Here is a 12381-nt window from a genome sequence, read left to right as displayed (position 1 = left end):
CGAGCAACAAAGGCCGAGGTGACCTTCAGCCTTTCAAGAAGTGTTGATCATCGTCATGATGACGCAGTCATCATGTGCACAAGTCCCGCAGAGGACGACCGCCCGGACGACCAAGGGCGGTACGAGGGGGAACAATGAGTCAACCGGTTCAGAAGAGAGCCGGACTGCTCGGGCGGAAATCTGAGCAATCCCGGCTGGACGAGATGATAGCCGCGCTGCGGCTCGGGGAAAGCCGCGTGCTGGTCCTGCGAGGCGCACCCGGAATCGGCAAAACCGCACTCCTGGCCTACGCGCAAGAGCAGGCTACCGGTGTCCGGATGCTTCGGGCGGCCGGAGTGGAATCCGAGATGGAGCTGGCGTTCGCCGGGCTTCACCAGCTCTGCGCCCCACTTTTCGACCGGCTGCCGTCGCTGCCGGCACCCCAGCGCGCCGCCCTCGAGACGGTGTTCCGGCTGCGCGAGGGCACCCCGCCGGACACCTTCCTGGTCGGACTGGCAGTGCTCAGCCTGCTCGCCGACGCCTCGGAGAAGGAACCGCTGCTCTGCCTGATCGACGACGCGCAGTGGCTCGATCGAGCCTCGTCCCAGGTCCTCGGGTTTCTTGCCCGCCGGCTGCTGGCCGAATCGGTCGGCCTGGTCCTGGCCACCCGCCAGACCGGACCGGACCTGCTCGGGCAACCGGAGCTCGAGGTGAACGGGCTCGCCGAGGCCGACGCCCACACCTTGCTGAACGCGGTGACGCTCACCCGGCTCGACCGGCACATCAGCGACCGGATCGTGGCCGAGACCGACGGCAACCCGCTGGCTCTGGTGGAGCTGACCCGCGGCCTGACCGCCACCCAGATGGCGGGCGGGCTCGGCCTGATGGACGCCGACACGCTCCCCGGCCGCATCGAGGACAGCTTCCTCAATCGCATCCGCGAACTGCCGGCCGCGAGTCGTCTGCTGCTGCTGATCGCAGCGGCCGAGCCGGTCGGCGACCCCGATCTGGTGCTGCGCGCCGCCGATCGACTCGGCGTCCTGCTGCCGGCCGCGGCCGACGACGCCGACGGGCTGCTGAGCCTCGCCGACCGGGTCACCTTCCGGCACCCGCTGGTGCGCTCGGCGGTGTACCGGGTGGCCGAGTCCCGTGACCGCCGGGCCGCTCACCTGGCCCTGGCCGAGGTAACCGACCGGCAAGACGCGGCCGACCGGCGCGCCTGGCACCTCGCCGCGGCCGCGGCCGGACCTGACGAGGAGGTCGCCACCGAACTGGAGAGATCGGCCGCTCAGGCCCAGGCCCGGGGCGGGATGGCGGCGGCGGCCGCGTTCCTGCGCCGCGCGGTCGTCCTGACCGCCGACCCCCAGCGGCGCACCGACCGGCTGCTGGCGGCCGCCGAGGCCTGCCTTCCGGTCGGCGACCTCGACGAGGTACGGCGACTGCTGGCAATCCTCGACGAGAAGCAACTGGACGCGCTCGCCGCCAGTCGTGCCATGGCGTTACGAGGACAGGTCGCCTTCGCGTCCGGTCACGGTCGCGAAGCCACGGAGCTGCTGTTGGCTTCGGCCCAGCGCCTGGCTACCGCGGACGACCAACTGGCTCGCGACGCTTACATGTCGGCGTGGGGTGTGGCGATCTCGGTCTCGCAGCCCGAGGCTCTTCTGGCGGTGTCACTCGCGGCGAGGGCGCTACCGTTGCCGTCGCATCCGCGACCGATCGATCTGCTGCTCAACGGCCTGACGCTGCTGGTCACCGATGGACGCGCCGTCGCGGCCGCCGCGTTGCAGGAGGCCGCGAAGGTTTTGATGGACATCCCGGTGGACGACGTCTTGAAGTGGGGTTGGGTCGCGACAGGTGCGGCCGGCGCGATTTGGGACGACGACGCGATGCTTGCCATGTATGCCCGGCAAGCCCGCGTCGTGCGGGAAGCGGGGATGCTCACCGACCTGCCGTACCACCTGGCGTCGTTGTGCCTCATCACGTCGTGGAGCGGAGACTTCCAGGCCGCAACTGCCCTCATCGCCGAAGTCGACACGGTTTCCCTGGCGATCGGCAGTCCGATGCCGCCGTATGCCCAGATGCGGCTGCTCTCGCTGCAGGGGCGGGAGGCCGAGGCGGCCCAGATCATCGGGCCCACCATCACTAATTCGATCGCCGCCGGCTTCGGGATGGGGGTCGTCGCGGCCAACTGGGCGGCGGCGGTGCTGTACAACGGACTGGCCCGATATCCGGAGGCCCTGCGCGCCATTAAGTCCAGCGGAGACTTCTCAGATCCGACGATCTCCACCTGGGTTCTGCCGGAACTGGTGGAAGCCGCGGTTCGCGTAGGCGATTCCGAGGTGGCGCTCGACGCCCTGGCCCGACTCGTCAAGGAGACTCAGCCGTTCGGCACCCCGTTCGCCCAGGGAATGGAGGCCCGCGCCCGCGCATTGGTCGCGGACGGCGCGGACGCCGACGAGCTTTACCGCCAGGCGATCGAGCGGTTCCAGCGCACCCGCCTACGGACCGAACTGGCCCGGGCTCACCTGCTCTACGGCGAATGGCTGCGCCGCGAACGGCAGCGAGCGGACGCACGCGAACACCTGCGTACGGCGTACGACATGTTCGTGGCGATCGGCATGGAGGGATTCGCCGAGCGCGCCCGCCGGGAGCTCGCCGCCACCGGCGAGACCGTCCGCAGACGTGCGGTCTCGGCTGCGCCAAACGTGGAACTGACCCCCCAGGAGCGGCAGATCGCCCAGATGGTCGGGGACGGCTTCACCAACCCGGAGGTCGCGGCGCGGCTGTTCCTCAGCCCGCGCACCGTCGAATGGCACCTGCGCAAGGTGTTCGGGAAGCTCGGCGTCACCTCCCGGCGGCAGCTCCGCGGCGCGTTGCCGCACACCGCGGAGACAGCCACAGAATGAACGACGCGCGCCGTCCACCGCGATCGACCCAGGCAGGGTCTCCGGTGGACGGCGCGTCGGACGACCCTGAGCATGCCATCACCCTGCGATTCGCCGCTGGGATCGCCGGCATGAAGCCATGACGGACCCAGACCATGCCGCTTCGTGACCGCCACGTCGGCCAACGTGGAACGCTCGCCCAGGCCCGTCGGGGAGACGCTGCCTGGCGCGTATCCGGTTCACTCCGCTGGCGGCTCCTTGCTGGACTGGCCGCCGGCGTTGCGGGAGGCGAGCGCCTGCGCCATGCGGCTGAGAAGGAGCTGCCGCTCCGGTCTGGTCGGTGCCAGTTCGGCCGCGCGTTCCAGCTCGGCTGCGGCCTCGGCGTGGCGGCCGAGCCGGGTGAGGATGTCCCCGCGCACTGCGCCCAGCAGGTGGTAGCCGGCCATCCGGCGGTCGGCGAGCAGTGGTCGGGTCATGGCAAGTGCGGCTTCGGGTCCGTCGACGTGGAGTACGGCGACCGCGCGGTTGAGCTCCACGACGGGTGATCGGGTGATCTGGGTGAGGGCGTCGTAGAGCGCGAGGATGGCGATCCAGTCGGTGACCGCGAACGTCGCCGCGCGGGCGTGGCAGGCGGAGATGGCGGCTTGCAGGGAGAACACGCCGAGGGGCCGGCCCAAGTCGAAAGCGCGGTCGAGCATGCTGAGGCCGTGCTCGATCAGTGTGCGGTCCCAGAGCCGGCGGTCCTGGTCCTCGAGCCGGACCGGGATGCCGGCAGCGTCGGCACGGGTCCGGAAGCGGGAGGCCTGCAGCTCCATGAGGGCGACCAGTCCGAACACTTCGGGCTCGGCCGGGCAGAGTCCTGCGAGGACCCGTCCCATCCGCATCGCCTCGACGGCGAGGTCGGCGCGGACGACGTTCGTGCCTGACGAGGCCGAATAGCCTTCGTTGAAGCTCGCGTAGAGCACTTCCAGCACCGCGCGCAGGCGTTCGGGGAGTTCCTCGGCTGACGGGGCCTCGATCGGCACCCGCACCTCGGCGAGTGTCCGCTTGGCGCGTGAGATCCGCTGCCCGATCGTCGCAGAGGGCACGAGGAAAGCCCGGGCCACCTCGTCGGTCGTCAGTCCGCCGAAGAGCCTCAGTGTGAGCGCCACCCGGGATTCGGGGGAGAGCACAGGATGGCACGTGGTGAACACCATGGTGAGCAGGTCGTCCCGGATCGGATCGAGTGCCTCGTCCGCGACATCAGCCAGCCCGCCGTCGTGCCCGGCGACGAGGAGCGGCGCCTTCTTGCGGGCCGTCTCCTCGCGCCGGGCGCGATCGATCGCCTTGTGCCAGGCGGTCTTCATCAGCCAGGCACCCGGCTTCGGCGGGATGCCGTCGGCCGGCCACTGCTCCAGTGCCGCTACAAACGCCTCGGACGCGAGATCCTCGGCGATGTCGAGGCTCCCGATCCGGCGGGCGAGTGTCGCGATCAACTGGGGCGCCTCAATCCGCCACAGCGCCTCGACCGACCTGCGCAGGTCCATGGCCGGGTCCGGTTCAGTCCGAGGCCGGGTCGAGCAACTGCTCGCTCTTGGCGAGCGCGTCAGCGTCGACAGTCTGGGCGAAGTCGGCCATGTCGAACAGCGGCCGGATCTCCAGGATCTGCGAGTCGCCGTAGGACGGATCGAACGGACACCGCTTCGCCCACTCGATCGCCTCGGCCAGCGAGCTGACCTCCCAGATCCAGTAGCCCGCGATTACCTCTTTGGACTCGGTGAACGGGCCGTCGACCACCGTCGTGCCCGCTGTCGAGAACGCGACCTTCGCCCCGGCTGCGCTGGGCTGCAGTCCCTCGCCGCCGAGCATGATGCCGGCGTTGACGAGTTGCTCGTTGAAGACCCGCATCTTCTCGAACATCTCGGTCGTCGGCTCACCCTTGCCCTCGTCGGCGGCATCGCCCTTGGTCATCACCATTACACGCATGAGCAAGATCCTCTCCGTTGATCTCGTCTCAGTCCAGGCCGTTGGTCCGGCGCAGCAGGCCGGCGATGAAGTCGGTGTCGACGGTGTCGCCCTCGGTAAGGTCGACGACCTTGCGGTCCCCGTTGCCCATCGACCGCAGCACGCCCGGCACCGGGTCGATCTCACCAGCACCGAACACCATGAACGAGACCTTGGCGGCGGCCACGTGCAGCACGGCGGCGTTCCGGCCGGCGAGGTTGAAGTGCGGCTTGCCGTACTGGATGACCTCCTCGACGCCGGGAACGGTGTCCAGAACGGTCTGACGCAGCGTCGCGTACAGGTTCTGCTGCCACGGCTTGGTCTTGGCGAGGTAGTCGATGATGTCCTGGCTCATGTTGCCGCTCATCTCGGTGCTCCTGTTCAGGCGGTGGTGACGCGGTAGGTCGACACGACCACCCCGGACTCGAAGGTGGTGGTCTCGAAATGCTGGAGGCCGGTTCGGCTGTCGGCGCGGAACAGCGGCTCGCCACTGCCTTTGAGGACCGGGTAAGTCCAGATCTTGTACTCGTCGAGGAGGCCGGCCGTCGCGAGCGCATCGGTCAACCGGCCGTTGCCCCAGATCAGGATGTCGGTGCCGTCGTTCTCCTTGAGTGCCTTGACAGCGGTCAGTAGCTCGGCGCCGGCGATGACGGTCGTGGGGTTCCAGGCGCTCGTGTCGACCGGCTGGGAGGCGACGACGTACTTGATCATGGCGTTGACGTGGTCGGCGTACGGGTTGCCACCCATGTTGGGCCACGCCTGCGCCATGCCCTCGTATGTGACGCGGCCCAGGAGCAGGGTGTCGGCGCCAAGGGTCAGATCCAGGGCGTACTGCATGGCCGCCGGGTCGTTGTAGGCCAGCGACCACTCGTGGGGGTTGTCAATGAAGCCGTCGACAGTGGTGTAGGTCGAGGCGATGATGCGTCGCATCGGGTCTCCCCTGGTAGTGGGCCGGCTTTTCCTGCCCGCACCCGTCCTTCGCGCGACAGCGCATCGTTTCGACATCAGAGCTGAAGGAACTTTCTCCGCGCAGCGCAGAGGTTAGCGTCAGCCTCCGACAACTCCGACATCTAGCCATCACGCTGTTATTCCTGCTGACGAGAACGGTCCGCCGGCCGGTGCCCCGGCTCTCCGATGCCCGTTGCGGTTCCGGACTCGGCCGGGGACCTTTCTTCGCGGATTTGCGGGCCATCCGACGGGCCACCTCTCCATGGCACCGGCCGGAACTGCCAGTGAAAGAGGCCTATGTCATCACCTTGTGAGCGGATCGATGCGCCGCTATGGTCTGTCTAGTGGTCCAGGCAGTCCACCCAGCGGACCACCAAGCTACGGCGTCCGGAGCGATGACCGGCCCGCTGGAGGGGTCAGCCATGGCCGGAAGCCGTCATTTGACTGGACTACTGAACGCGACGCCTCGCGACCTGAGCAGACGCGCGGGCGGCGCGTGCGCGCTCCGCGACGGGGCGAAAGAACCAGCCACCTCCGGACAGGAGTTCCCGGCATGAACAACCATTGGCTCAAGACGGTGGTGCCCCTCGCGGCGCTCGCCATCCTCGCGCCGGCCTCGGCCCTGGCGATCAAGGGCTCATCGAATGGTCAGCAAGGACCATCCGGCATCGATCCCGTGTACGGCGTGTGCCGAGGGGTCGACCGGAGCTGTTACAGCGACTGGGGCACTCAGCGCGACAACAAGGTTTTGGTCTACTCGCGCACGGCCGGTCCCCGGCACGCGAACCTGGGCCAGACCTTCGACCCCGACAACCCGAGCGTCCAGGGTCTCGCTCTGCCCCGCCCGTACGTGATCACCCACGATCACAGCGACCCGGCGGCCTGGCCGCGCCCCCTGAACGCCTCCAACGTGGCGCAAGCGGCGCTGGTCAGGATGCTCGAGGCCGACGGCATCGAGGTCCACGTCACCGAGGACGTGCAGGCGATCGAGCGGCTGAACGCCAGCTACAAGGCCGTCATCTTCATGAGTCCCACGCGCGACACGCTGTGGAACCACGCACGCGGCGCCCAGGGCGGCACCCGGCTCGACTGGGCCCGGGAGTCCCTGCGCAAATACCTCCAGGGCGGCGGCGGATTCGTCGGAGTCCACAACGCCTTCGGCACCGAGTACGGCTGGCAGTGGTACGAGGGGCTGCTCGGCAACGCGAACTACTACAACCACGGGCGCAGCCAGCCCGGAGATGTCGTCGTGGTCAACGACCGGGACGTGTCCACCAAGGGTCTCCCGCGACGCTGGGGCTTCTCCGACGAGTGGTACAACCTTGTCCCGTTCCCGACGAACGTGAACTTCCTTGCCACCGTCGACGAGCGGACGCTGCCCGACGGCGCGGGCGGCGAGGGATCGCACCCCGGGCATGGCGCCTTCCACCCGGTCACCTGGTGCCAGTACTACGACGGCGGCCGTTCCTGGGTCACCACCCTCGGCCACGACGCGGCGGCTTTCCAAGCGGACTCCGCATTCCCCGGCGCCAAGGAATTCCAGGCCCACCTTCAGCACGGCATCAAGTCCGCCATGGGGCTGGAACCGTTCTGCACGCCGGCCAAGCGCAAGTAGCCATAGTGGAAGGTGCTCGATGAAACCACGAATGCTCCTGCCGGCCCTGCTGGCTGTCGGTGTCGCGGCCGGGCCGTCGACCGCGTCCGCTCAAGGCGCCCGGGAGAGCTCCGAGCGAACGCCGTCGTCCAGCGTGGCACCGACCGGGGCCGACATGCCCACCGTCGGCGGCAACCTGGGCAACCAGCACTACTCCGGACTCACCCAGATCACCAAGCGAAACCTCGACAAGCTGGGACCGGCGTGGCGCACGCACGTCTCAGCGGTGGCGCCGGCCAGTGCCGACGTCGGCCAGCAGACGACGCCGATCGTCGCCGACGGGGTCATCTACCTCGACACGCCTCGCGGCGAGGTGATCGCCGTCGACGGCGCGACCGGTGCCCCCAAATGGAAGTGGGCCCCCGAGGGCTTCGAACCGGCGGACACCCGCCGTGGCGTCTCCATCGGTGAGGGCAAGGTCTACACGCTCGCCGACGGCGACCGCATCGTCGCCCTCGACAAGGACACCGGCGCCCAGGTCTGGGTGGTGCAGCCGGCCGTCCAGGCCGGCGTCGACCTGGGCAACCTCGACCGGGTCGCGACCGTCTACCACGACGGTGTGGTCTACGCCCATGCGGCCAACGGCGACCGGGCCGCGGTTGTTGCGGTGCGGGCCGCCGACGGCGCCTATCTGTGGCACTTCTTCGGCGGACCCGAGCGCGGGAAGATTTACACCGACGTCAACGGCACCTCCGTCGACGCCGGCGCCACGTGGGGCCCGGTGCTGCCGGACGGCACCGAGTGCAACCTCGAAGGCGGTGCCACGCCGTGGATCCACGGCGCTGTCGACCCCGAGCTGGGCTTCTACTACATGACGTACGGGAATCCGCGCAGTTGCCGCAGCTCGCAGGACGGGTCGCTGCGCCCGGGGGACAACCTGTTCTCCACCACGATGGTCGCGGTCGACCTGAAGACCGGTGCCTACAAATGGCACTACCAGTCGATCCGTCACGACGTCTGGGACATGGACAACGTCCACCCGCCGACCCTGGCCGACATCACCGTGAAGGGCCAGAAGCGCAAGGTGGTGTTCTACGGCAGCAAGTCGGGGCACCAGTTCGTGCTCGACCGCACCAACGGCAAGCCGGTGCTCCCGGTCGCCGACAAGCCGATGATCCAGGATTCCCGGCAGCACAACGCCGCCACCCAGCCCTTCCCGGCGCAGCGCCTGCTGCCCGAATGCGTCGTCTGGCAGAAGCTGGATCCGCGCAACGTCCCGGGTGACCCGTGGCGTGCCGTGCCCAACTACAACGGCTACCAGCCCGACGCGGACGGCAATCTGGTGTTCAACCCGGACAGCTACGTCAAGGCCGACGAGCCGTTCCTGACCTACCCGTCGAACCAGCCCACGGACCACCGCCGCGGCTGCATGTACGACCCGCAGTGGGATCTGCCGATCCTGTCGACCACGAGCCCGAACGGCGGCGGCGACTGGTCGAACGATTCCTACAGCCACAGCACGAACATGGTCTATTTCCCGTACGGCGTCAGCCCGGTGGCCCATTGGAACGGCGCCGCGTCCAACGGCCAGCGGGCGATCGGTCAATACCAGACCGGCGGCATCCTGGCTTACGACGCCTCGACCGGCACAGTGAAGTGGAGGAACCACCTGGGCACCGACATGGCGCACGGTCAGGGTCCTCTGACAACCGCGTCCGACCTGTTGTTCGTCGGTCAGATCGACGGCCGCCTGCTGGCCCTGGACGCCCGCAACGGCGCTGTGCGGTGGGATTTCCAGACCGGCTCGGGCATCGCCGGTGCGCCGATCACCTACCAGATCAACGGCGAACAGTACGTTGCCGTCCTCGCCGCCGGGTCCACGAACCCGTACGGTGCCTCGGTCACGCAGGGCGACTCGTTGTGGGCCTTCAAGCTCGGCGGCACCTACACGACCGAGTCGGGAAGCCAGGAGGGCCCAGACACGGCGCCGCTGACGATCCGCCGCCCGGTTCAAGGCGATCCGGTCGAGGGCGCGACGGTGGACAACACCGTGTATCTGGGCCGTCAGGACCGCACGACCGATACTGCCGCGGCGCAGGACAGCACGGCGCAGCGCGGAATGGCGCCGACTCATCTGCGGGTACCGGTGGGAACCAGGGTGACGTTCCTGAACCCGGGCGCGGAGACCTTCCCGAACTTCCCCAACCGGCGGCCGCACTGCGCCACCCAGTATTTCGAAGGGCTTTTCAACCCTCGGCTCGACCCGGGGGAGCGTTTCGAGTTCACCTTCGACCGCGCCGGTGAGTATTACTTCAACGACTGCACCGACCCGCGGCCGGCCGGCAAGATCGAGGTCTACCCGGTCCCGCAGGACCAGCCGGGTGCCCTGCGATTCGTCCCGGCGACCCTTGATCTCGGGTCGCGGACCGGGATCTTCACCGGCGTGAACGGACTGGTCACGGCGACGCTGCGCCTTCCGTCCGGCTACCGGCTCGACGGTGAGGTCCAGCTGCGGACACCGCTGTCCAAGACGGCTGTCGTGGCCCGGCGGGCCAAGGTGGTCGGCCGCACGCTGATCGTGGTCTTTGACAAGGCCGACCTCGACAACAACGTGCCGGAAGGTGATGCGGTGCCGTTGACCGTGGTCGCGAACTTCCTCCACGACGGAACTCAGCAGCAGCTCACCTCGACCGCGACGGTGCGGGTCGTCAAGTAGGGCCGAGTTGCGCCTCCGGCGAGGGCCCCGTGCCCCTCGCCGGAGGCGGCGGCGTCAGCCCAGGAAAGTGGGCCGGACCGACGGCGGTATCGGCCCTTTGTTGCGCCGGCCCTGGCCGGTCTCCTCCCAGGCGTGAGCGAGAATGCCGACGCTGCGGCTGAGGACGAACAGGCCCCGGGCCAGCGGAGCGGGGAAGCCCAGCTCGGCGTAGATGACCGCGGTGGCCCCGTCGATGTTCATCGGCACCGGCCGGCTGCGGCCACGGTTGAGCGCTTCCTCGACGGCACGGGCGGCGCGCAGATGACCGCCCTCGACGGTCCGGTCGGTGACCGCCTCGTCGACCAGCGCGAGCAGCGGGTCGCGGCGCGGATCGCGGGTGTGGAAACGATGGCCGAAGCCGGGCAGATAGCGGATTCCCCGGGCACGCCAGCCCGCGATGACCTCGTCGGTGGCCGCCGGCACCGCGACACCCGCGGCCACCCGCTCGCGGATGTCGTCGAGCAGCTCGACGCACTGCTGCCCCGCGCCGCCGTGCGAGTCGCCCAAGGTGTTGATGGCACTGGCCATCGCGTTGTTCAGGCCGACACCACACGTGGCGGCCATCCGGGCCACCGCGATGGACGGCGCGTGGGGTCCGTGGTCGACGCCGGCGACCAGCGCCGCCTCGAGCAGGCGGCTCTGGGCCGGGGTGGGCCGCTCGCCGCGCACCATGAGCCAGATCATCGAGCCGAAGCCGACCGTGCCGATGAGGTCCTGCACCGGGGTGCCGCGAAGCTCGATCCGGTTGGGCTCGATGCGGGAGACCGCAGTGCCCCACCAGTCAGCGACTTCTTGGGTCGTCATGTCCTCGACACTACCCATGGTCCGTTCAGCGGTCCATAAGGTCCGTTCTATAGACCGCGGCAGAGAATCAGGAGAAGGCGGGGCTTGACATCGATACACATGCGGATCGATAACTAACGTACTGGTTCGTACAAAGGGCGGGAGGCCGGCGTGTTGTTGCAACCGGCGTCCGCGCGGAGTGACGTGATGCCGCGGTCAGCGCGTCAGGTCCGCGGCCGGCTCGGCCGGCCGCGCGCTGCGCCAGCGGTCCAGCAGGTCCGGCAATTCCGGGTTGTGCTCGCCGAGCGTCGGCGGTGTGGTCCGGGGGGACAGCGGCCGGCCGTCGAAGTGCACCCCGTTGCCGGTGACCCGCAGTGCGTCGCCCGGCGTGCCCACAGGCGGCGGCAGCTCGGTGACGAAGTCCCGGCTCGCGAGTTGCTCGGACGCCAGCGCCTGGGCGACGGTGAGGATGCGGGCGGCCGGGACCCCGGCCGTCGACAGCAGCTGTTCCCACTCGGCGGCCGGGCGCGCCCGCAGCGTCTTGTTCAACTCGTCGTTGAGCTCCCCGCGGTGGCGTTTGCGAGCCTCCCGATCGGCGAAGCGCGAATCCGCGACCAGATCGGGCCGGTCGACGAGCCGGCACAACGTCTCGAACTGCTCCTGGCGGTTGGCCGCGATGTTCAGTGGTCCGTCCGCCGTCTGGAACGTCCCGGAGGGGGCGGCGGTCGCGTTCTGATCGCCCATCGGCTCGGGCTCGACCCCGCTGATGAGGTAGTTGGACAGCGGCCAGCCCATCGCCGACAACGACGCCTCGAGCATCGACACGTCGAGGTATCGGCCCCGGCCGTCCCGGCTGCGCCCGGCCAGGGCGGCGGCGATGGCCAGCGCGGCACTCAGCCCGCCGACGGTGTCGGCCACCGGGAAACCCACTCGCTGCGGGACGGTCTCCGGCGTGCCGGTGATGCTCATCATCCCCGACAGCCCCTGGATGATCTGGTCGTAGGCCGGCGCCTGGCTCATCGGGCCCTGCTGCCCGAAACCGCTGATGGCGCAGTAGATCAGCCCGGCGTTGAGCTCCTGCAGCCGGTGCCAGGGAAAGCCGATCCGGGCCAGCACGCCGGCCCGGTAGTTCTCGACGAGCACGTCGGCGTGGGTAACCAGCTCCTCGAACGTCGCACAGTCGGCGGCCTGCTTGAGGTCGAGCTCGACGGATTTCTTGCCGGCGTTCTGAGCCAGGAACGAGGCGCCCAGGCCGGCCCGGTTCAGCTCGGGGTCGGCGCCCAGCCGGCGGGCCAGGTCACCGCGGCCCGGTATCTCGATCTTGACCACCTCGGCGCCCAGCAGCGCGAGGTGATACGTGCAGTAGGGGCCGGCCAGGACGTTGGTCAGGTCGAGAACGCGGACACCGTCGAGGGGGCGGTCCTGCATGGGCGATTCTCCTTCCGGTGTCCCCG

General features: G+C 69.1%; 9 protein-coding genes. 3 read left to right on the top strand and 6 right to left on the bottom strand.

All coding sequences use genetic code 11. The annotated features are described in order from the left end of the window. Positions 1 to 134 precede the first annotated feature (134 nt). A complete protein-coding gene (locus tag NAG42_RS21060) occupies positions 135 to 2885 on the top strand; it encodes a helix-turn-helix transcriptional regulator (protein ID WP_250032259.1) in 2751 nt (916 codons plus the stop codon). Positions 2886 to 3103: 218 nt separating this feature from the next. Here NAG42_RS21060 and NAG42_RS21055 read toward each other — a convergent pair whose 3' ends face one another. Genes NAG42_RS21055 through NAG42_RS21040 form a run of 4 tightly spaced genes read right to left on the bottom strand, consistent with a single transcriptional unit; the run spans position 3104 to position 5777 of the window. Then, a complete protein-coding gene (locus tag NAG42_RS21055; protein WP_250032257.1) occupies positions 3104 to 4390 on the bottom strand; it encodes an RNA polymerase sigma factor in 1287 nt (428 codons plus the stop codon). 13 nt (positions 4391 to 4403) lie between these two features. Next, positions 4404 to 4829: a YciI family protein gene (locus tag NAG42_RS21050; RefSeq protein WP_250032255.1), complete on the bottom strand. Its 426-nt coding sequence runs from the start codon at positions 4827 to 4829 to the stop codon at positions 4404 to 4406. A gap of 28 nt (positions 4830 to 4857) precedes the next feature. After that, positions 4858 to 5214, bottom strand: a complete 357-nt coding sequence (locus NAG42_RS21045; protein WP_250032253.1) for a DUF1801 domain-containing protein — start codon at positions 5212 to 5214, stop codon at positions 4858 to 4860. A gap of 14 nt (positions 5215 to 5228) precedes the next feature. Then, positions 5229 to 5777 carry a dihydrofolate reductase family protein gene (locus tag NAG42_RS21040; protein WP_250032252.1) on the bottom strand — a complete coding sequence of 183 codons (549 nt, stop codon included), beginning with the start codon at positions 5775 to 5777 and terminating at the stop codon, positions 5229 to 5231. Positions 5778 to 6348: 571 nt separating this feature from the next. Between NAG42_RS21040 and NAG42_RS21035 the strand changes: the two genes are divergently transcribed. Then, positions 6349 to 7410, top strand: coding sequence for a ThuA domain-containing protein (locus tag NAG42_RS21035; protein ID WP_250032251.1), 1062 nt, complete (start codon positions 6349 to 6351; stop codon positions 7408 to 7410). A 19-nt stretch (positions 7411 to 7429) separates the two neighbouring features. Next, on the top strand, positions 7430 to 10105 hold the full coding sequence (locus NAG42_RS21030) for an outer membrane protein assembly factor BamB family protein (RefSeq protein ID WP_250032250.1): 2676 nt from the start codon (positions 7430 to 7432) through the stop codon (positions 10103 to 10105). 54 nt (positions 10106 to 10159) lie between these two features. On the opposite strand, the gene NAG42_RS21025 is transcribed toward NAG42_RS21030, so the two are convergent. Both NAG42_RS21025 and NAG42_RS21020 read right to left on the bottom strand, forming a co-directional pair. After that, entirely contained in the window at positions 10160 to 10948 is a 789-nt protein-coding gene (locus NAG42_RS21025) for a citryl-CoA lyase (protein WP_250032249.1), read from the bottom strand. Between the two features lie 195 nt (positions 10949 to 11143). Next, on the bottom strand, positions 11144 to 12355 hold the full coding sequence (locus NAG42_RS21020) for a CaiB/BaiF CoA transferase family protein (protein ID WP_250032248.1): 1212 nt from the start codon (positions 12353 to 12355) through the stop codon (positions 11144 to 11146). Positions 12356 to 12381 lie beyond the last annotated feature (26 nt).

The organism is Paractinoplanes maris (assembly GCF_023544465.1).
Classification (GTDB): Bacteria; Actinomycetota; Actinomycetes; order Mycobacteriales; family Micromonosporaceae; genus Actinoplanes; species Actinoplanes maris.
This window is presented reverse-complemented; position numbering and strand designations above follow the sequence as displayed.

Excerpts from the sequence above, each read along its gene's own strand:
- NAG42_RS21035 (WP_250032251.1), top strand. The coding sequence starts at position 6,349 with ATGAACAACCATTGGCTCAAGACGGTGGTGCCCCTCGCGGCGCTCGCC.
- NAG42_RS21050 (WP_250032255.1), bottom strand. The coding sequence starts at position 4,829 with ATGCGTGTAATGGTGATGACCAAGGGCGATGCCGCCGACGAGGGCAAG.
- NAG42_RS21055 (WP_250032257.1), bottom strand. The coding sequence starts at position 4,390 with ATGGACCTGCGCAGGTCGGTCGAGGCGCTGTGGCGGATTGAGGCGCCC.
- NAG42_RS21040 (WP_250032252.1), bottom strand. The coding sequence starts at position 5,777 with ATGCGACGCATCATCGCCTCGACCTACACCACTGTCGACGGCTTCATT.
- NAG42_RS21060 (WP_250032259.1), top strand. The coding sequence starts at position 135 with ATGAGTCAACCGGTTCAGAAGAGAGCCGGACTGCTCGGGCGGAAATCT.
- NAG42_RS21030 (WP_250032250.1), top strand. The coding sequence starts at position 7,430 with ATGAAACCACGAATGCTCCTGCCGGCCCTGCTGGCTGTCGGTGTCGCG.
- NAG42_RS21025 (WP_250032249.1), bottom strand. The coding sequence starts at position 10,948 with ATGACGACCCAAGAAGTCGCTGACTGGTGGGGCACTGCGGTCTCCCGC.
- NAG42_RS21045 (WP_250032253.1), bottom strand. The coding sequence starts at position 5,214 with ATGAGCGGCAACATGAGCCAGGACATCATCGACTACCTCGCCAAGACC.
- NAG42_RS21020 (WP_250032248.1), bottom strand. The coding sequence starts at position 12,355 with ATGCAGGACCGCCCCCTCGACGGTGTCCGCGTTCTCGACCTGACCAAC.